This window comes from Paenibacillus sp. PL2-23, assembly GCF_040834005.1.
Classification (GTDB): Bacteria; Bacillota; Bacilli; order Paenibacillales; family Paenibacillaceae; genus Pristimantibacillus.
Window position 1 is genome coordinate 2,703,005 of sequence record NZ_CP162129.1, and the last position, 17,735, is coordinate 2,720,739.

21 protein-coding genes are annotated in these 17,735 nt (G+C 54.3%); all 21 read left to right on the forward strand.

The annotated features are described in order from the left end of the window. The first annotated feature begins 6 nt into the window (after nucleotides 1-6). The 21 genes from ndk (at nucleotide 7) to AB1S56_RS11710 (ending at nucleotide 17,724) form a co-directional block, all read left to right on the forward strand. Entirely contained in the window at nucleotides 7-450 is a 444-nt protein-coding gene (ndk, locus tag AB1S56_RS11610) for a nucleoside-diphosphate kinase (RefSeq protein WP_340868001.1), read from the forward strand. 38 nt (nucleotides 451-488) lie between these two features. After that, on the forward strand, nucleotides 489-1,268 hold the full coding sequence (locus AB1S56_RS11615) for a protein-glutamate O-methyltransferase CheR (RefSeq protein WP_340867633.1): 780 nt from the start codon (nucleotides 489-491) through the stop codon (nucleotides 1,266-1,268). A gap of 72 nt (nucleotides 1,269-1,340) precedes the next feature. Then, nucleotides 1,341-1,514 carry a hypothetical protein gene (locus AB1S56_RS11620; protein WP_340867632.1) on the forward strand — a complete coding sequence of 58 codons (174 nt, stop codon included), beginning with the start codon at nucleotides 1,341-1,343 and terminating at the stop codon, nucleotides 1,512-1,514. A gap of 306 nt (nucleotides 1,515-1,820) precedes the next feature. Next, the gene (gene aroB / locus AB1S56_RS11625; RefSeq protein WP_340867631.1) at nucleotides 1,821-2,924 is read left to right on the forward strand and encodes a 3-dehydroquinate synthase; all 1,104 of its coding nucleotides are present in this window, start codon (nucleotides 1,821-1,823) and stop codon (nucleotides 2,922-2,924) included. Further along, nucleotides 2,921-3,292 carry a chorismate mutase gene (gene aroH / locus AB1S56_RS11630; protein ID WP_340867629.1) on the forward strand — a complete coding sequence of 124 codons (372 nt, stop codon included), beginning with the start codon at nucleotides 2,921-2,923 and terminating at the stop codon, nucleotides 3,290-3,292. Before aroB ends, aroH begins: the two co-directional genes overlap by 4 nt. 318 nt (nucleotides 3,293-3,610) lie before the next feature. Further along, entirely contained in the window at nucleotides 3,611-5,191 is a 1,581-nt protein-coding gene (gene trpE, locus AB1S56_RS11635; RefSeq protein ID WP_340867628.1) for an anthranilate synthase component I, read from the forward strand. Then, nucleotides 5,188-6,231 carry an anthranilate phosphoribosyltransferase gene (trpD, locus tag AB1S56_RS11640; protein ID WP_340867626.1) on the forward strand — a complete coding sequence of 348 codons (1,044 nt, stop codon included), beginning with the start codon at nucleotides 5,188-5,190 and terminating at the stop codon, nucleotides 6,229-6,231. The genes trpE and trpD overlap by 4 nt, the downstream gene beginning before the upstream one ends. Next, nucleotides 6,221-7,018, forward strand: coding sequence for an indole-3-glycerol phosphate synthase TrpC (gene trpC, locus AB1S56_RS11645; RefSeq protein ID WP_340867625.1), 798 nt, complete (start codon nucleotides 6,221-6,223; stop codon nucleotides 7,016-7,018). Before trpD ends, trpC begins: the two co-directional genes overlap by 11 nt. Beyond that, a complete protein-coding gene (locus AB1S56_RS11650) occupies nucleotides 7,015-7,698 on the forward strand; it encodes a phosphoribosylanthranilate isomerase (RefSeq protein ID WP_340867624.1) in 684 nt (227 codons plus the stop codon). The genes trpC and AB1S56_RS11650 overlap by 4 nt, the downstream gene beginning before the upstream one ends. After that, nucleotides 7,695-8,900 (forward strand): tryptophan synthase subunit beta, encoded by a 1,206-nt coding sequence (gene trpB / locus AB1S56_RS11655; protein WP_340867622.1) that lies wholly within the window; start codon nucleotides 7,695-7,697, stop codon nucleotides 8,898-8,900. Before AB1S56_RS11650 ends, trpB begins: the two co-directional genes overlap by 4 nt. Next, nucleotides 8,887-9,693, forward strand: a complete 807-nt coding sequence (gene trpA, locus AB1S56_RS11660) for a tryptophan synthase subunit alpha (RefSeq protein ID WP_340867621.1) — start codon at nucleotides 8,887-8,889, stop codon at nucleotides 9,691-9,693. Before trpB ends, trpA begins: the two co-directional genes overlap by 14 nt. Nucleotides 9,694-9,854: 161 nt before the next feature. Next, nucleotides 9,855-10,946 carry a histidinol-phosphate transaminase gene (gene hisC / locus AB1S56_RS11665; protein WP_340867620.1) on the forward strand — a complete coding sequence of 364 codons (1,092 nt, stop codon included), beginning with the start codon at nucleotides 9,855-9,857 and terminating at the stop codon, nucleotides 10,944-10,946. Between the two features lie 10 nt (nucleotides 10,947-10,956). Continuing rightward, nucleotides 10,957-12,048, forward strand: coding sequence for a prephenate dehydrogenase (locus AB1S56_RS11670; protein ID WP_340867619.1), 1,092 nt, complete (start codon nucleotides 10,957-10,959; stop codon nucleotides 12,046-12,048). A gap of 390 nt (nucleotides 12,049-12,438) precedes the next feature. After that, nucleotides 12,439-13,038 (forward strand): sigma-70 family RNA polymerase sigma factor, encoded by a 600-nt coding sequence (locus AB1S56_RS11675; RefSeq protein WP_340867617.1) that lies wholly within the window; start codon nucleotides 12,439-12,441, stop codon nucleotides 13,036-13,038. Continuing rightward, nucleotides 13,035-13,643, forward strand: coding sequence for a hypothetical protein (locus AB1S56_RS11680; RefSeq protein ID WP_340867616.1), 609 nt, complete (start codon nucleotides 13,035-13,037; stop codon nucleotides 13,641-13,643). The genes AB1S56_RS11675 and AB1S56_RS11680 overlap by 4 nt, the downstream gene beginning before the upstream one ends. 39 nt (nucleotides 13,644-13,682) lie before the next feature. Next, the gene (locus AB1S56_RS11685; protein ID WP_340867615.1) at nucleotides 13,683-14,261 is read left to right on the forward strand and encodes a histidine phosphatase family protein; all 579 of its coding nucleotides are present in this window, start codon (nucleotides 13,683-13,685) and stop codon (nucleotides 14,259-14,261) included. 208 nt (nucleotides 14,262-14,469) lie between these two features. Further along, nucleotides 14,470-15,648 (forward strand): hypothetical protein, encoded by a 1,179-nt coding sequence (locus AB1S56_RS11690; RefSeq protein WP_340867613.1) that lies wholly within the window; start codon nucleotides 14,470-14,472, stop codon nucleotides 15,646-15,648. Nucleotides 15,649-15,707: 59 nt separating this feature from the next. After that, nucleotides 15,708-16,214 carry a gamma carbonic anhydrase family protein gene (locus tag AB1S56_RS11695; protein ID WP_340867611.1) on the forward strand — a complete coding sequence of 169 codons (507 nt, stop codon included), beginning with the start codon at nucleotides 15,708-15,710 and terminating at the stop codon, nucleotides 16,212-16,214. A gap of 23 nt (nucleotides 16,215-16,237) precedes the next feature. Beyond that, on the forward strand, nucleotides 16,238-16,420 hold the full coding sequence (locus tag AB1S56_RS11700) for an IDEAL domain-containing protein (protein ID WP_340867609.1): 183 nt from the start codon (nucleotides 16,238-16,240) through the stop codon (nucleotides 16,418-16,420). Between the two features lie 110 nt (nucleotides 16,421-16,530). Then, nucleotides 16,531-16,953: a DUF2487 family protein gene (locus AB1S56_RS11705; protein ID WP_340867608.1), complete on the forward strand. Its 423-nt coding sequence runs from the start codon at nucleotides 16,531-16,533 to the stop codon at nucleotides 16,951-16,953. 240 nt (nucleotides 16,954-17,193) lie between these two features. Continuing rightward, nucleotides 17,194-17,724 carry a ubiquinol-cytochrome c reductase iron-sulfur subunit gene (locus AB1S56_RS11710; RefSeq protein WP_340867606.1) on the forward strand — a complete coding sequence of 177 codons (531 nt, stop codon included), beginning with the start codon at nucleotides 17,194-17,196 and terminating at the stop codon, nucleotides 17,722-17,724. Nucleotides 17,725-17,735 lie beyond the last annotated feature (11 nt).

A 17,735-nucleotide genomic window follows, 5' to 3' on the forward strand; every position in this document is an offset into this window, starting at 1 on the left:
TATATGATGGAGAGAACATTTCTGATGATTAAGCCTGATGGCGTACAACGGGGCCTGATTGGCGAAATCGTATCGCGTTTTGAACGAAAAGGGCTGCAATTGACGGCAGCAAAATTTATGCACATTTCTAGGGAGCTGGCAGAAACCCATTATGGGGATCACAAAGGTAAGCCGTTCTACGAGCCGCTGCTTGCTTTTATTACCTCCGGTCCCGTATTCGCAATGGTGTGGAGCGGCGATCAGGTAGTAGCCCAGACGAGAGCTCTGATTGGCAAAACAGATTCCCTTGATGCGGCGCCGGGCACCATTCGCTCCGATTTTGCCGTTCATACGAACTTTAATCTCATCCACGGCTCGGATTCCCCGGAGAGCGCGGAACGGGAGATTGCCCTGTTTTTTGCACCAGAGGAGCTTGTTCAATACGAGCATACCATTCAGCGCTGGATATAAGGGAAAGCGATCATTCGCATCCATGACGGAGGGCTTCTATGACAGAGGATCTGGACTTCTCGCAATTTATTGCCCGTATTAAAGGGAAGACGAACATCGATTTATCCCAATACAAGGAAGCACAGATGAAGCGGCGGCTGACAACGCTCCGCATGAAAAACGGCTTCTCCACCTTCGAGCAGTATTATGCTGCGATTGAGCAGAACAAAACGCTGCTGAATGAATTTTTGGATCGCATGACGATTAACGTCTCTGAATTCTGGCGTAATCCCACTCGCTGGGAGGTGCTGAGAAGCCGATTCCTGCCTGAGATGCTAGCGGCAAATGCCAGGGTGAAGATATGGAGCGCGGCCTGCTCCACGGGCGAGGAGCCCTATACCCTTGCGATGATCCTGTCCGAGCTTAACGCCCAAGGGAAAGCGTCCCTGCTTGCAACCGATCTCGACAACGGGGTGCTGGAGAAAGCGCGGGAAGGCAGCTACCTGGAGCGTTCGCTGCGAGACGTGCCCGCGGAATGCCGGACCAAATATTTTCAGCCGTCCGAGGGGGCGTATCTGGTATCGGACACGTTGAAAAAAATGGTCCAGTTCAAGCAAGGCAATCTGCTGCATGATCCATTCGACAAGGGCTTCGACCTCATTGTATGCCGCAATGTTATGATTTATTTTACCGAGGAAGCCAAGCATGGCCTGTACCATAAGTTTGCCGGTGCGCTGAAGCCGGGAGGCATCTTGTTTGTCGGCAGCACGGAGCAGATTTTTTCGCCAAGCCAGTACGGCTTCGAGACGGCGGACACGTTCTTCTACCGCAAGGTATAGTTAGGATGTATACCGATTTCCATGTTCTCCTATACTAATCGTAGGCAACTTCTACGTGAAGGGAGATTGAAGATGGATAAACGCAAGGTTATAGCGGCATATCGCCGCGGCTTGATTACGATTCAAGAATGCGCGCAAATCATTGGCGTGGACAGCCGGCAGGCGGCTAAGCTGATCAGCGATGCCAAGCTGTCGTACGATATGCCCATAGCGCGTGAGCAGGCAACAGTCAGAAGCTTAACCTAACAAGCATGGCGAATAAGGCCGGAGCACAGGGTTCCAGAAGCGGAACCCGTCTCCGGCCTTCTCTTTGCCCGGGCTTGCTCCAGCCTGCTAAGGGGTGTTGCGGAGCGCGAGATTTCTTGTCAAAGCGGCATCCCTGTACTATAATGAGTCAAGATGTTTAAGGGGATTACATAACAGCAGGGTCGCGTTGGCGCATTCCTGCGCTGAAGGAGGAGCTGGCTTGAGGTTCACAACGTACAACCAATCGGACGCGCAATCGTTCGTCAATCGGGCCCATGGTCGGCTGCTGAAAGCAGGTGCGGCCGTATGAGAGAGCTGAAGGTAGATTTAGGCGAGCGCTCCTACCCTATTTATATAGGAGAAGGCTTGCTGGAGCAGGCGGGCACTTATTTCCGCAAGCACGGTATCGGACAGAAATCCCCCTTGCTTATCATTGCGGATTCCAATGTCGCATCACGCTATCTGGCGAAGCTGGAGCAGGTGCTGAAGGACGCCGGCTATGCCATTGCAAGCGCTGTAGTGCCGGCAGGGGAGAGCTCCAAGTCATTGTCCATGCTGGAGGAGCTCGTCGGGAAAGCGCTGGATGCGGGACTCGATCGCAAATCCGCAATCGTCGCGCTCGGCGGCGGCGTGGTGGGCGATCTGGCTGGCTTTGTAGCGGCTTCTTATATGCGGGGCATTCCGTTTATTCAGGTTCCGACCACTATCTTGGCCCATGACAGCAGCGTCGGCGGCAAGGTGGCAGTCAATCATCCCGAAGCCAAAAATATTATCGGCGCGTTCCATCAGCCGGAGTTTGTTTTATACGACTTGAATACGTTGCAGACGCTTCCGCCGCGGGATATCAGCTCCGGCTTGTCCGAGGTCGTCAAGCATGGGCTGATCTGGGATGAAACGTTTGTAGAATGGTGCGAAGCCCATGCGGAGAAGCTGCTCGCGCTTGATCCCGATGCCTTGGGCTATGCCCTGTACAAGGGCTGCAGCGTGAAAGCGGCCGTTGTCTCCGAGGATGAGAAGGAGATGGGACTTCGGGCTATTCTGAATTTGGGCCACACGATCGGCCATGCCATTGAGGCGGTGGCGGGCTATAATGAGATGCTTCACGGGGAGGCGATTTCGATCGGCATGATCGGCTCCGCCAAGCTGGGACTCCGTTATGGCGCGCCAGAGGAAGTGTATACAACGACCAAGCGGGTACTCGCCAAATGCGGCCTTCCGGTATCGCTGCCAAAGCATTATGACGTTGACGACATTATGGCGGCAATGATGCACGATAAGAAGTTCAAGGAAGGCAAGATGGTGTTTGTTGTGCCTACGGCAATCGGCAAGGTGGAGATTAAATCCGATGTGTCCGTTGAATGGGTAAGAGAAATTGTGGAACAACTGAAACTGGAGGCTGAAGGGATATGAGTGTACGGGGAATTCGAGGCGCAATAACAGTCGAGGCGAACGAAGGCAGGCTGATCGCCGACGCGACGCTGGCGATGACTGCCGATCTCATGAAGCAGAACGAGCTGGATCCCGCCGACATTTGCAGCGTGCTGATCACAGTGACGAACGACCTGGACGAGGCGTTCCCGGCACAAGCCATTCGCCAGCTGCCAGGCTGGGAGTTGGTGCCGCTTATGTGCGCGCTGGAGGTGCCCGTCAAGGGGAGTCTGGAGAAGTGTATTCGTCTGATGGTGCTTGTCAATACGGACAAAACACAGCAGGAAATTCGCCATGTCTACCTGGGCGGCGCTCGCGTGCTTCGTCCGGATTTGTCGAAAGCTAACTGAACGGTTGACGGAAGCGGACCGGGTGCATTATAGTTAAAATCAGAAGTGAGTTGAGCCAGAGTAGGTTTTTAGCTGAGATGAGATGAGATGAGTTTAGAGATGGCCCGCAGGGGACAAGGTTCTGTACGCGGTAAGCGCGCAATTTGACGAATGGCAGCAGGCTGTCCGTCGACTGTTGCTCTTTGCCGTATTAAAGTGAACATTGTCTTATGCTTGGCAGATCTATGCTATCATCAAATGAACAGCTCCTGCTGCGGCAGGAGCTTTTTTTCATGAAACTCCTGGCCGGTATGATAAAGAGATGGAGGTCGCATACGAATGTCCAACGAATTGAACCAAGTTATTCAACTGGCTGGAACGTACAACCTGATCCCGATCGTTCGGTACGTCATGGCGGATACGGAGACGCCAATCCGGCTGTTTCAGCATTTTGCATCGGAGGAGCATGCCTTCCTGCTGGAAAGCGTGGAGGGGGGCGCGAAGTGGGCCCGCTATTCGTTCATCGGCACGGATCCCTTTATGAAGCTGTATGGCAAGCATGGCGAGTTGATTCTGGAGCATAATGGTGTAAAAACCTCGCTGCGCGAGAAGCCAATTGAGCTGCTGAAGGCGAAGCTTCGCGCTTTCCGCAGTCCTTCCAGCAGCGTGCTGCCTCCATTCACGGGCGGAGCGATCGGATTTTTTGGCTATGATCTGCTGCAATATTACGAGAAGCTGCCCGCTCATCGCATAGATGACTTGAATATGAACGATATGCAATTTATGTTCTGCGACCAAGTCATCGTGTTCGACCATTTCAAGCAGCAGCTTCAGATAGTAGGCAATGTGCATATCGCCAGCGGCGCAACGGACAATGAAATTGCGGCTGCCTACGAGGAGACAGTCGCGAAGATCGAAGCGACGATCGCTCGCCTGCAGCAGCCCGTACCGAGCCTGGCGTCTCCAACTGCCGCGGTGCCTGTCGATCCTGATCTTGGGGATGTGCAATCCAACTTGACCAAGGAACAATTTATGGCGAACGTTGACAAGGCCAAACAATATATTCGCGCAGGGGATATCTTCCAGGTGGTGCTGTCCCAGCGCTTCAGCATTGAGACGGATATCGATCCGCTGCTTGTGTACCGGGTGCTGCGCACGATGAACCCGTCTCCCTATATGTATTATTTGAAGATGGGCGATGAGGTGATCGTCGGAACGTCACCCGAGGCGTTGGTCAAGGTCGCCAATGATCGTGTCGAGACGCGGCCGATCGCGGGAACAAGGCCAAGAGGCAAGACGCCGGAGGAGGATCATGCGCTGGAGCTGGATCTGCTGGCAGACGAGAAGGAGCGCGCCGAGCATCTGATGCTGGTGGATCTGGGACGCAACGATATCGGACGCGTATCGGAATTCGGTTCGGTTCGCTGCGATTCCTTCATGGAGATCGAACGATATTCCCATGTTATGCATATCGTGTCGAACGTATCGGGCAAGCTTCGCTCCGACAAGGACTTTTTCGACGCATTTATTTCCTGCTTGCCGGCAGGAACGGTATCCGGGGCGCCTAAGCTGCGCGCCATGGAAATTATTGCGGAGCTGGAGAACGAAGCCAGAGGCGCCTACGCGGGCGCTATCGGCTATCTCGGCTTCGGCGGCTCCATGGATACCTGCATTACGATACGAACCATTATATTCAAGCATGGCAAGGCTTACGTACAGAGCGGAGCGGGCATTGTCTGGGACTCCGTGCCGGAGAACGAATATATGGAGACGGTGAACAAAGCCAAGGGCATGCTGAAGGCGATTCGAGCTGCGGAAGCCAGCTTCGGCAAGCCGGCTAAGGGCGAGCTGATCGCGGCTGCTGTCAACACGGATTATGAAGTGAAGACTTCCGGCGGAGGAGGGGCTGAGCTGGAATGAGCGACATCATTACGATGCAAGCGGCGTTAAACAAGGTCATAACAGGACAGCATCTGACGCGGGCGGAAGCGGGCGGCGTCATGAGCCTGATCATGAAGGGCGAAGCAACTGGCGCGCAGATCGGCGCGATCGCTGCCGCCCTGCGCATGAAGGGCGAAACAAAGGATGAAATCACGGGCTTCGCGGAGCTGATGAGAGAGCATGCCAGCCACGTCAGAACCGAGCAGGAGGGCTTGCTTGACACATGCGGCACGGGCGGATCAGGCATACACAAATTCAATATTTCCACAGCGTCCTCCATCATTGCCTCTGCGGCCGGCATTCGAGTCGCGAAGCATGGCAATCGGGCGATGTCGGGCAAATCGGGCAGCGCGGACGTGCTTGAAGCGCTTGGTGTAACGATCACGCTTACGCCTGAGCAGGCAGCCTCCTGTCTGCAGGAGATTGGCATTTGCTTCATGTTCGCCCAGCTGTACCACCCTTCGATGAAGCACGCAGCGGGACCACGCAGAGAGCTCGGCATCCGTACGATCTTCAATATGCTGGGGCCGCTTACGAATCCCGCTGGCGCAGACCGCCAGCTGCTGGGCCTGTACGACCGCTCCCGCACGGAGACGATAGCCGAGGTATTGAAGGATCTTGGGCTGAAGCGTGCAATGGTCGTCAGCAGCCATGACGGGCTGGATGAGATCAGCATCTCCGCCGCTACCCAAATCTCGGAATTAAAGGACGGAGCCGTCGTCACCTATTCCATTCAGCCGGAGGAGCTGGGTCTGTCGCGTTATCCCATCTCCGAGGTGCAGGGCGGCGAGCCTGCGGTGAACGCGGCACTGATTGAAGAGGTCTTCCGCGGAGAGCGTCAGGGCGCATATCGCGATATCGTGCTGGCTAACGCGGGGGCATGCATATACTTGGGCGGTCTCGCGCCTACAATACAGGCTGGCGTTGCGCTTGCGGGAGACGTTGTAGACTCGGGACGCGCCAATCAGAAGCTCAAACAGCTTATTCAGAAGACAGGAGAGTTGGCTCATGTTTCTTGATAAAATCGTAGCGACGAAACGAGCGGAGGTTGAGGCGCTCGCATCCAGGTTTCATCTATCTCAATATGAGGCGATGATTGAGGAGCTGCCTGCGACCAAGGGCTTCGAGGCCGCCTTGTCAGCGGATCGCCGGCATCGCGGCATGGGCTTGATTGCCGAGGTGAAGAAGGCATCGCCGTCCAAGGGCCTCATTCGTCCTGACTTCGAGCCGGTGGAGCTTGCTTCCGCGTATGAGGCTGCAGGCGCTGACTGCATCTCCGTGCTGACGGATCGCGACTACTTTCAGGGCTCCAACGAATATTTGATGCGGGTTAGGGAGTCTGTGAAGGCGCCTCTGCTTCGTAAGGACTTTACCATCGATTACCGCCAAATCTACGAAGCTCGCATGATTGGCGCGGATGCGATTCTGCTTATTGCAGCCATTCTGACCAAAGCGCAAATGTCGGAATTCCATGATCTGGCCAAATCCATTGGGTTGGATGTGCTTGTCGAGGTGCATGACGCGGCAGAGCTGGAGACGGTGCTCTCCATGGATAAGGCGACGCTCATAGGCATTAACAATCGCGATCTTCGTTCCTTCGCAACGGATCTGAAGACGACGGAGAAGCTGATCGGCATGATGCCGAAGCAGGTAACCGTCATTAGTGAAAGCGGCATAGCCGGCCGTGAGGATATGGCATACCTGCAATCCATCGGGGCTCACGGCGTGCTGATCGGAGAGCATTTCATGCGCCAGGAGCATGTGGGACATGCCATCCAAGACTTGATGGGCCCGGTGAAGCAATGAGTACCCGAATCAAAATTTGCGGTCTCCGAGACACGGCTACAATAGCTAGCCTGGACGGACTGCCTATTCATGAGATTGGCTTCATATTGGCTCCAAGCAGAAGAAGAGTGGAGCTGTCAGTGCTGCCGGAGCTGCTTGATGCGGTTCGCCGCATTCGCGGTAGCAAAGGGGAGCCCCCGAGAACGGTTGGCGTGTTCGTGAATGAGAGCCTGGAGCAAATAGATAGCATTCTTAGCCAAGCGCCATTGGATGTGGTGCAGCTGCATGGAGAGGAGTCTCCGGACTATTGCCGGCAGCTCAAGGAGAAGCACCCTGCGGTCAAGCGGTGGCGGGTGTTCTCTATTCGCGGCGGGGATGGCTCAGCGGCGGATACGCTGCTCCAGCAAGCGCGCGAGCGTCTCGTTCCTTATGGCGATTCAGCAGACGCTTTCCTCATTGACGCGCCCGGCGGGGGCACGGGGCACACCTTTCACTGGCCGGCTATTGTCGCTTATAAGACGGCGGCGGCCGAGCTGGGCCTTCCGCTGTATGTGGCCGGCGGGTTGAACCCCGATAACGTGGGAGAGCTGCTTCAGGGCTACGCCCCGGACGGCATAGACGTCTCCAGCGGTGTGGAGACGGAGGGACGCAAGGATATCGACAAAATCAGATTATTTGTTAGAAGGGTGATGGAAGCATGATTCAAGTACCGGACGCAAGCGGTAGATTTGGCAAATTCGGCGGTCGATATGTGCCGGAGACACTGATGAACGCGCTGCTAGAGCTGGAAGAGGCTTATGTACATTATTCGAAGGATCCCGATTTCCAGGCAGAGGTGAAGGAGCTTCTGCACAAATATTCCGGCAGGCCTACCTCGTTGTATTATGCGAAACGTCTGAGCGAGCAGCTTGGCGGAGCCAAAATTTACCTCAAGCGCGAGGACCTGAACCATACTGGCGCTCACAAAATCAATAACACAATCGGACAGGGCGTCCTTGCAAAACGTATGGGCAAAACAAAAATTATCGCAGAAACGGGAGCGGGCCAGCACGGCGTCGCGTCTGCGACGATTGCGGCATTGCTTGGTCTGGAATGCAAGGTGTTTATGGGCGAGGAGGACATGAAGCGCCAGCAGCTCAATGTGTTCCGTATGAACCTGCTGGGCTCCGAGGTCGTTCCTGTTACATCCGGCACGCGTACCTTGAAGGACGCCTGCAATGAAACGCTTCGTTATTGGGTGAGCCATGTCAACGATACGTATTACATTCTGGGCTCCGTAACAGGCCCGCATCCCTATCCCATGATGGTAAGGGATTTCCAGCGTATTATCGGAGACGAAGCACGGGACCAGATTCTGAAGGAGGAAGGCCGACTTCCGGATTATGTGGTCGCGGCTGTAGGCGGCGGCAGCAATGCGATGGGCATCTTCTATCCCTTCGTGCAGGATGACGGCGTGAAGCTGCTCGGCGTCGAGGCGGCGGGCAGAGGCGTCGATACGGATGAGCATGCCGCAACGATGACCAAAGGACGTCACGGCGTATTCCAGGGCTCCCTTAGCTACGTGCTGCAGGATCAGCATGGACAGGTGCTTCCGGCGCACTCCATTTCCGCAGGACTGGATTATCCCGGCATCGGGCCTGAGCATTCCTATCTGAAGGATTCCGGCCGCGCGGATTATGTGCCGATTACAGATGCCGAGGCGCTGGAGGCGCTGCAGCTGCTGTCTCGCACAGAGGGAATCATACCGGCGCTGGAGTCTGCGCACGCCATTGCACAGACGGTCAAGCTGGCCCCAACCTTGTCAAAGGATGAGATTGTTGTGGTAAGCCTCTCCGGTCGCGGAGACAAGGATGTAGAAGCCATTATGGGCTACCTGGGAGGTCAGAGCCATGAATCTCATTGATCAAGCATTTGCCAGACTGAAGAAGGAAGGGCGGACTGCACTCATTCCATTCGTAACGGTCGGCGATCCCGACTTCGAAACGTCGCTTGCTATTATTAAAGGTCTGGAGCAAGCCGGAGCCGACATGATTGAGCTGGGTGTGCCATATTCCGATCCGCTTGCGGACGGACCCGTCATTCAGAGAGCGTCTGACCGGGCGCTGCGGAGCAGCATAACGCTGACGGACTGCATTCATATGGCAGAGCGCGCGCGTGCAGAAGGCGTGCAAATTCCGCTTATTCTTTTCACTTATTTTAATCCCGTGCTGCAGTTTGGTCTGGAGTCGTTTTTCGAGCTGGTAGCTAGCAAAGGCATCAGCGGACTGATCATTCCCGATCTGCCCATCGAAGAGGATGAGGAGGTTCGCGCGATGGCGGAGGCGGCTGACATTCATCTTATTCCGCTTGTTGCTCCAACGTCCAGGGACCGGGTTACAAGAATTTCCCAAAGGGCTCGCGGCTTTGTCTACTGCGTTTCCTCGCTTGGCGTAACCGGCGTCCGCGCGGACTTCCATTCGGATATCGACCAATTTCTGGCCACCGTTCGGGAAGCGACTGATTTGCCAATCGGGATCGGGTTCGGCATCTCCAGCCGCGAGCAGGTGGCGCGTTTCGAGGGGGTATGCGACGCGGTTATCGTAGGCAGCGCCATCGTCCGCAAGATTGAAGAGGCCGTGCCGATGCTGGAGCAGGCCGCAACGCGGGAGCAGGGTCTGGCGTCGATTAGAGAGTTCGTCTCTTCGTTAAAGGGGTAACTGCTGCCAGCGGCTCAGGACAATTGATAAGCAATGGAGACCTTTCCAATTGGAAGGGTCTTTTTTGCCTCTTGGTGAACAACCTCTTTCAAAGCGGTACCAGATATGAGACAATGGAGTGCAGTACTGTTACACTTCAATACATAGAAGAGGTGAAGGGCATGCAGCCTAAAGCAAACATCGTGCATTTACCCGTCTACCAGCCAGGCAAACCGGTGGAAGACGTGAAGCGTGAGCTCGGACTCTCGGAAGTCATCAAGATGGCATCCAATGAAAATCCTTATGGCTTCTCGGAAAGCGCCAAATCGGCGATTATCGAGGAGCTGTCCAATACGCATATTTATCCTGACGGCGCCAGCGTGCAGCTCACGGCAAAGCTGGCGGACAAGCTGGGTGTGGCAACAAATGCAATCATATTCGGCTCCGGCTCAAGCGACATTATTCTAATGGCTGCCAGAGCGTTCCTCGCGCCAGGGGACGAGACGATCATGGCGGATGAGACATTCTCGCAATACAAGCATAATGCCGAGATTGAGAACGCTCGTATTATCGAAGTGCCTCTGAAGCAAGGCAAACATGATTTGCCGGCCATGCTGGCGAAGGTCACAAGCGCCACCAAAATTGTGTGGATCTGCAATCCTAACAATCCGACAGGCACTATTGTTTCCAATGAGGAGCTGCTGGCGTTTATGGACGCTGTGCCTGACCATGTGCTGGTTATTCTCGATGAGGCATACGGCGAATATGTGAAGGACCCCGCTTACAGCGACGGTGTGCGCCTCCTTGGCTCGTACCGCAACTTGCTGGTGCTGCGCACCTTCTCCAAAATTTATGGTCTTGCTTCCTTTCGTATCGGCTACGGTGTTGGCCATCCCGACGTTGTTCGGTTCATTAATCAGGTTCGCGAGCCGTTTAATACGACGAGAGCAGCGCAAGCGGCGGCGCGCGCCTCGTTATCCGACGACGCGTTTGTGGCAAGCTGCAGCCAGGCGAACTACGAGGGCATACAATATTTGACTGCTCAATTCCAGCGGCTGGGATTAGCCTATTTCGAATCCCATGGCAATTTTGTAATGGTAGACGTGCGGCGGCCGTCCGGCGAAGTCTTCACAGGGCTATTGCGCAGAGGCGTAATTATTCGTGCCAACTGGACCCATTATCCGACCTATATCCGTGTGTCGGTGGGCACTCCTGAGCAGAATGAAGCCTTTGTAGCAGCGCTGGAGCAAGTTCTGCAGGAAGTGACGGTGTAAATACGAAACAATGACGAATGTAGCGATATTTGGGGTCGGACTCATTGGAGGCTCTATTGCGTTATGCCTGAAGGGCAAGCCAGGCATACAAGTAGTGGGCTTCTCCAATCGGGAAAGCTCCGTTCAGAAGTATATCCAGCGCGGCGTTGTCGATACTGGCACAACGTCGATTCAAGAAGCGGCGGAGAGCGCTGACTTCATCTTCCTGTGCGTTCCTGTAGGCAATCTTCAGGAATATTTGGAGAAGCTCAGCGCGTGCAAGCTGAAGAAAGGCTGTATTATTACCGACGTAGGCAGCACCAAGTCGTCTGTCGCCCATTATGCACGTTCTATTGACCTGGGGGAGGCCGTATTTATTGGCGGCCATCCTATGGCGGGCTCGGAGCGCACGGGCGTGGAGGCGGCATCCTATCATTTGCTGGAGAACGCCTTTTACGTGCTAACCCCGGATGAGTCGACTCCTCCGGAGGCCATCGACCGTTTGACGGAGCTGCTCTCTCATACAAGAGCGAATATCGTGAAGGTGGATTCGGATTCGCATGATGATATTGTTGGTGCGATCAGCCATCTCCCGCATATCATCGCCGTGGCGCTTGTGAATCAAATTCGGGGCTATAATGAGAGAGATGGGCTGTATGAATCGCTTGCAGCAGGCGGGTTCCGCGACATTACACGGATCGCCTCCGGCGACCCTCCGCTTTGGAGGGATATTCTGCTGGATAATCGCCAGGTGCTGCTGAGGCTGCTTCGTGATTGGAGAAGCGGCATGGACGCATTCGCCAATATGCTGGAGCTTCAGGATGCGGCTGGCATTGAGGAAGCGTTCCGCAGCGCAGGCGAGTTCCGCAGCCGCATGCCGGAGCGAAGGAAAGGCATGATTCATTCCGTATTCGATTGTTATGTAGACGTACCGGATCATCCCGGCATCATTGGGCGTATCGCCAGCTTATTAGGCAACAACCGAATTAATCTCAGCAATATTCAGATCATTGAGAGCAGAGAGGATCTGCCTGGCGTGCTCCGGCTGTCGTTCCGCAGCCAGGAATATTTGGATCAAGCCATTGCTCTGCTGGAGGAAAGCGGCTATTCTGTTCATCCGTAACAGAATAGCCCCGATAACGTTTTCATTTTCCCGCAAAGAAAATGAAAACGCTTATTGACAGATTGGAAGCGTATACATATAATAAAGGTACAGTATGGTTTCTCTCCACTCCTATCCAATATCTGTAGTGCTCAACATGAGCGCTGGCCACTCTTCGGAGTGGTTTTTTTTATGCTTTTTTGAACGTATCTCCTTTCTTTTTCCAAATGAGAAAAATGAAGGTTTTCAAGCTTATGTCGAATGAAGCAGGAATTTGCCCGCGGAACTCGAATTACATACTATTCGTCCGTCTGACAAATTTGGATGCGGGCGCAACTTTTGGTGCCCGGGCCGGTACAATATAATGTAGAGGTTCGGGAGGATGCCGCAGGTGGGGGAGGTTCGCCTGTCATGACTGATTCCCAGTTAATACGAGAGATTAAGGATGGCAATGTCGAGCTGTATTCCGAGCTTATGCGGCGTTATCAACGCAAGATATTGGCATTTATATTTCATATGCTGAAGAGCGCACGGCTGGAGTTGATGGCTGAGGATTTGTGCTCCGAGACGTTCTATAAGGCTTACCGGAGTCTCCATTCCTTCAGGGAGATGGATGCCTCTTTCTCTACGTGGCTGTATACGATTGCGCGCAACACGGTGCTCAGCGAGCTGAGGAAGGGCAAGGCGGCCAATGTGTCGCTTGACGATGAGGGGCTTGGCTTTGAGCCAATCGCGTCCTCGGAGGTCGGGCCGGAGCAGCAGCTGCTGCGGAACGAGCGAATGGCGATGGTGCGTGAAGCGATTAACAATTTGCCGGAGAAGCAGCGTTCGGCACTCATTCTTAGGGAATATGACCAGCTGGACTATCAGGAAATCGCTAACATTCTTGGCCAGACGGTCAGCTCCGTCAAGTCGCTTCTGTTCCGGGCAAGAGCAAGCGTCAAATCGCAGCTGGAGCCGTATTTCGGACACATGCCGGCGACGGAATCCTTCGAGAGGATGAATACATGATGAAGTGCGAGGAAGCGAGAGCGAAGTTCGACGCCTATTGGGAGATGGGGGAAGAGGACGCGGACAGAATCGAGCTTGAGGCGCATCTGCTTGATTGTGAGGTGTGCTCCGAGCAATTCGGCTTATGGCCGGAGGAGGACGGACTGCTTCGACAGTTCTCCGAGGAGTCTTCCATGATCGGGGCAACTGAGCATGTTAACCGGACGGTAATGGAGCGGATTTATATGGAGGAAGCCTGGTACATGCCGGTGCCAAGCAAAAGCTACCACTTCTCCAAAAATTTCCGGCGCAATGCCGCTATCCTGATAGCAGCTTGCATGGCTATGTTCGCCTCTGCGTTTTTTGTGTTTGTATTCGATTACAAAAATGTTGGAGTCGGGGAGGAAATACAGGAGTGGACCGGCTTGATGGAAGCCGCCAACGCATCAGGCGACAGCGGCTTGACGACAGCCGGCTTCTATGCGGAGGTGCCGACGGCAAGCATCAGCGACCCGTTTGTATTGAAGGTGGTGCCGACATTCCCGCAATATTATGTGGCATTATCGCTGCTGGGCTTGGTGACGGCGCTGTTAATCTTGAACTGGCTGTCTCGAACACGAAGCTAGGGGCACAGCGATTGGCAATAGAGGATCGGAGGAAGCAGCTTGATTATTGGCCTTGTCAGACACGGACAGACAGATTGGAACGCCCAGGGCATTATTCAAGGGCAAACGGATATTCCGCTTAATGAAGCAGGCGTCCAGCAAGCGCAGTCATTAGCTAACAGGCTTGCGGAGGAGGCTCCCATCTGGAACGCAGTCATATCCAGCGATTTGCAGCGTGCCAGGCGGACAGCGTCTATTATCGCTGAGAAGCTGGATATTCCCGTGCTTGCGCCGGACCCTCGATTCCGCGAGCGTGACTTCGGAGAAGTCGAAGGCACGACGGAGGCTGAGCGTCTGGCGCGCTGGGGCTCCAATTGGCGGGAATGCGGACCGGGGATCGAGAATACGGAGGCGTTAAGAGCAAGAGGGCGGGAGGCTGTTCTGGAGCTCCTGCACAGGGAGAAGGAGCGCAATATATTAATTGTGTCCCATGGCGGCTTTATCGCTCAGCTGCTGCAGGAGCTTTGCAGCGGCTTGGAGGATATGAAGCTGGGGAACCTGTCCTATTCCATTCTCCAGCGAGACGGTGAGGGGTGGCAATCGCTCCTCCATAATTGCACCAGACATCTGGACAGCTAACCGCTCCAAATATTTCAATATGACCAAATGAAAGCTTTCCTGTGCCGGGGAAGCTTTTTTTGCTGCTCCAAGGATTGGAAAGGAAATGTGGGCGCATAGCGGCATCACGGGTATGAAATACGAGAATTGTCCCATAATGGTAGTAAAACCTACGTGCGGACGCAGCTTGCAGGCCAGAATAGCGTTGAACGCACAGAAAGGAGAATGCATGAACCTTTCGGATATGCTGAGCTACGCGGATATCGGGCAATTGGGCAAAATCGCCGGCGTGTACCGCTGTGACTGCAACGGCAACTCCAAAAATGAGCTGATTCAATCGATCCTGGCCCAGATGAGCCGGCACGATGTCTTTGACGAGCAGATCAGCAGCATGCAAGTGGAGGATTTGCGTTTTCTGAATTCACTGCTCTTCGAATCAAGAGCCTCTTACAGCCTGGAAGATTTGATCGCGCGGGTGCAGCAGAGTCGATTCGGCGAGGAGCAGCAGGCGAAAGAGCAGACGCAGGAGCAGGCGGGAATTCGAAAAAAAAGTAGAAAAAAGGCGGCCGCGCCGCCCCCTCCGCCGAGCCCAAGAGATATCATTGCCAGCTTCAAGCACCAGGGCTGGCTGTTCAACGGCATCAGCGGACCAGGACGATACCTGTTCCAGGTGCCGCATGATTTGAAGCTGAGATTCAGAGAGGCATTGAAGCGACGCTTCTCGGACGGACTGCAGTATACGGACGAGCCTCCCCTGTACCGCGATGAGCAGGGACTGCTGCTGGACGACGTCAAGACGCTGCTGCATTTTGTCTACCATAATGAAATACAGCTTGTGTCCGACGGCTCCATGTACAAAAGATTTCTGCAGCAGCTGCTCGACCTGATGGGTGTACAGGAGGAGCCTCCCGCCAAGGGCGCTTGGCGCTTCGGCTATGGCAGGCATTTCAACCATTATCCCGATCGGTTCTCGCTCCTATACGATTTCTGCTGCAGCTCGAAGCTGATTGCCGAGTCGGAGGGCATCCTCTCTGTGACAGAGGCGGGGAAGGAGCGCCTGCACAAGGCGCCGTCCCAGGCCGAGCTGGAGCAGCTCTATCGGTATTGGCTCAAAATATATCGGGGACCCGTCGCCAATCTGCTCTCGCTTGTGCACTGGGTTCACACGCTTAGCGGCGAGTGGGTAACGGTGCAATCTGTACGCGCGGCGCTGACGCCGTTTATCAAGACGTATTATTACGACGAGCCGAATGCCATATTTGAAACACGTCTGTTGAAGATGATGACGCATCTTGGCCTGTTGCGAATTGGGGAGCATCCCCTCTATGGCACGGTTATGAGAATGACCAAGACTGGCAGCCTTCTGGTCGAAGGCGGCGCCAGCAACCTGGAGGCGCAGCGGCATTGACTTTCCATGGGGCAGTTGGTAGAATCTCACCAACTCAATACGATGGGAGAGGATGAGAGATGCTGCTGCCCTACAAGGGAATCATGCCCGCTGTGCATGAAAGCTGCTACATCGCGGAGGGCGCCAAGCTGATTGGCGATGTCTCGATCGGAGAACGAAGCACTGTATGGTTCAATTCCGTATTAAGAGGCGATCTGGCGCCAATCCGAATTGGCCATAGCTGCAATATACAGGACGGCGTCGTGGGACATGTCAACGAACGGCAGCCGCTTATTCTGGAGGATGAGGTGTCCGTCGGCCACAGCGCGATTATACATGGCTGCACGATAGGCAGAGGCACATTAATCGGAATGGGGGCCATCGTACTAAACGGCGCCGAGATTGGTGAATATGCTTTAATAGGAGCCGGTTCAATAGTTACAGAGAATAAAAAGCTACCACCCTATACGCTTTCTCTCGGAACGCCAGCCAAAGTCGTGAGAGAATTGACAGAGGACGATCTGCAGCGCATGAGGAAGACGATGGAGAGCTACGTGACGAAAGGAATGGAATATAGGATCTCGTAAGCGCCGGCGTGGAGGTGTATCCTATGGACAAAATGAAGGTTGCGTACGAAGCCATGCTTGGACTTGCCGCCGAGCTCGTGCTCGACGAAGCGGTCTTGAAATTTCAGACGGAGAAGCTGGGCAAGGCGATAGACGAAGCGCTAGCGCGTGGAGACGAGGATACGTTCTACCAGCTCGTCAAGCAGCTGAATCAGTTAAAAGCATAATGGACAGGAGGCTTCCGGGTGCCGGAGCGGGCTCAATCGCTCTGGCATTTGGAGGCTTTCTTTTGTAATATAGAAGAGTTGCACGAACACTGCGCGATAGGAGAGGGATAATGAAGTTTAGCGACATATCAAGAGAGCAATGGGACGAGCTGAAGCCGTACCTGGACACCTGTCTGCTGCCTGTAACGGGGCTGGACGGCAGCGAATCGCCGTATGAGGCAACCGAGAAGCTGGAGAGGCTGCGCGATATGCTGGATCTCATAGAGATTCCGTTCAAGGGACGGGTCGTCACCTATCCCGCCTGCCATTACGTGACGCCGGCAACGAGAGCCTGCGACGCGCTGGCTGATTATTGCGCCAATCTGCGAGCCTCTGGCTTCGCTGTTATTGTGTTTGTGTCGGCGGATGCCTCGCTTCAGCTTCAGGACGGAGGCGCCGATCTTATTATTCAGCCCGCCGAGAACGGCGAATGGCCCTCGAAGGAAGCGGTTTCGACATGGATCAGAGAGCTATGGAGCCGCACGGCCGTCTAGCTGGGCGCATGGTAGGAATAAAAGGCTCGAAATTTGGGGAAAACAAATGCCAGAGCAGGTCAATTGTGACAAAATGATAACAAATTGTTGAACGTCATTTCCATTATGACGCAAATATCGGGCCATATTCTTGACGCTCCCAAACACCTAGGCTATTATAAGTTATGTCCTAGTTCGTCATGTGTTTTTGCCGTGCGGCAAGACGCGAGATATGGTTGGCAAAGGGGGTTAGAACAGAAGATGAGTAATCATGAACAACACGAGACGGCGCATCGTCCGGTTCAGCGCAAAGAAATGTCCCGGCGTCAATTTTTGTCATATACGCTTGGCGGCACAACGGCTTTCATGATGGGTGGCGCGGTATTGCCAATGGTTCGCTTCGCGGTGGATCCACTTCTCATCAAGAAAGAAGGCGGCAACTTTGTCAAGGTTGTCGAGGAGAGCAAGATCACAGCGGAACCGCAGGAATTCAAATTCAAAATCCATCAGGTTGATGGATGGTACGAAAGCGAGCCTGAGCTTGTAGCTTGGATCTCCAAGGCCGAGGATGGCAAGATTTTTGCATTATCGCCGGTTTGTAAGCACTTGGGCTGCACGATTTTCTGGAATACGAAGGGACGCAGCGAATACGATTGCCCTTGTCACGACGCTCGATATTCCAAGGACGGGAAAAATATTACGGTTGCTAATACCCCGCTTGATGAATACGAGGTAGACGTGAAGGACGGCTTCGTGTATTTGGGACCGATCATTGCGAACACAAGAGTCTAAGGAGGGCGTAA

Excerpts from the sequence above, each read along its gene's own strand:
- AB1S56_RS11695 (WP_340867611.1), top strand. The coding sequence starts at position 15,708 with ATGCTGCTGCCCTACAAGGGAATCATGCCCGCTGTGCATGAAAGCTGC.
- hisC (WP_340867620.1), top strand. The coding sequence starts at position 9,855 with ATGCAGCCTAAAGCAAACATCGTGCATTTACCCGTCTACCAGCCAGGC.
- trpD (WP_340867626.1), top strand. The coding sequence starts at position 5,188 with ATGAGCGACATCATTACGATGCAAGCGGCGTTAAACAAGGTCATAACA.
- aroH (WP_340867629.1), top strand. The coding sequence starts at position 2,921 with ATGAGTGTACGGGGAATTCGAGGCGCAATAACAGTCGAGGCGAACGAA.
- AB1S56_RS11650 (WP_340867624.1), top strand. The coding sequence starts at position 7,015 with ATGAGTACCCGAATCAAAATTTGCGGTCTCCGAGACACGGCTACAATA.
- AB1S56_RS11620 (WP_340867632.1), top strand. The coding sequence starts at position 1,341 with ATGGATAAACGCAAGGTTATAGCGGCATATCGCCGCGGCTTGATTACG.
- trpA (WP_340867621.1), top strand. The coding sequence starts at position 8,887 with ATGAATCTCATTGATCAAGCATTTGCCAGACTGAAGAAGGAAGGGCGG.
- AB1S56_RS11670 (WP_340867619.1), top strand. The coding sequence starts at position 10,957 with ATGACGAATGTAGCGATATTTGGGGTCGGACTCATTGGAGGCTCTATT.
- AB1S56_RS11615 (WP_340867633.1), top strand. The coding sequence starts at position 489 with ATGACAGAGGATCTGGACTTCTCGCAATTTATTGCCCGTATTAAAGGG.
- aroB (WP_340867631.1), top strand. The coding sequence starts at position 1,821 with ATGAGAGAGCTGAAGGTAGATTTAGGCGAGCGCTCCTACCCTATTTAT.
- trpC (WP_340867625.1), top strand. The coding sequence starts at position 6,221 with ATGTTTCTTGATAAAATCGTAGCGACGAAACGAGCGGAGGTTGAGGCG.
- AB1S56_RS11680 (WP_340867616.1), top strand. The coding sequence starts at position 13,035 with ATGATGAAGTGCGAGGAAGCGAGAGCGAAGTTCGACGCCTATTGGGAG.
- ndk (WP_340868001.1), top strand. The coding sequence starts at position 7 with ATGGAGAGAACATTTCTGATGATTAAGCCTGATGGCGTACAACGGGGC.
- AB1S56_RS11690 (WP_340867613.1), top strand. The coding sequence starts at position 14,470 with ATGAACCTTTCGGATATGCTGAGCTACGCGGATATCGGGCAATTGGGC.
- AB1S56_RS11705 (WP_340867608.1), top strand. The coding sequence starts at position 16,531 with ATGAAGTTTAGCGACATATCAAGAGAGCAATGGGACGAGCTGAAGCCG.
- trpB (WP_340867622.1), top strand. The coding sequence starts at position 7,695 with ATGATTCAAGTACCGGACGCAAGCGGTAGATTTGGCAAATTCGGCGGT.
- AB1S56_RS11700 (WP_340867609.1), top strand. The coding sequence starts at position 16,238 with ATGGACAAAATGAAGGTTGCGTACGAAGCCATGCTTGGACTTGCCGCC.
- AB1S56_RS11675 (WP_340867617.1), top strand. The coding sequence starts at position 12,439 with ATGACTGATTCCCAGTTAATACGAGAGATTAAGGATGGCAATGTCGAG.
- trpE (WP_340867628.1), top strand. The coding sequence starts at position 3,611 with ATGTCCAACGAATTGAACCAAGTTATTCAACTGGCTGGAACGTACAAC.
- AB1S56_RS11710 (WP_340867606.1), top strand. The coding sequence starts at position 17,194 with ATGAGTAATCATGAACAACACGAGACGGCGCATCGTCCGGTTCAGCGC.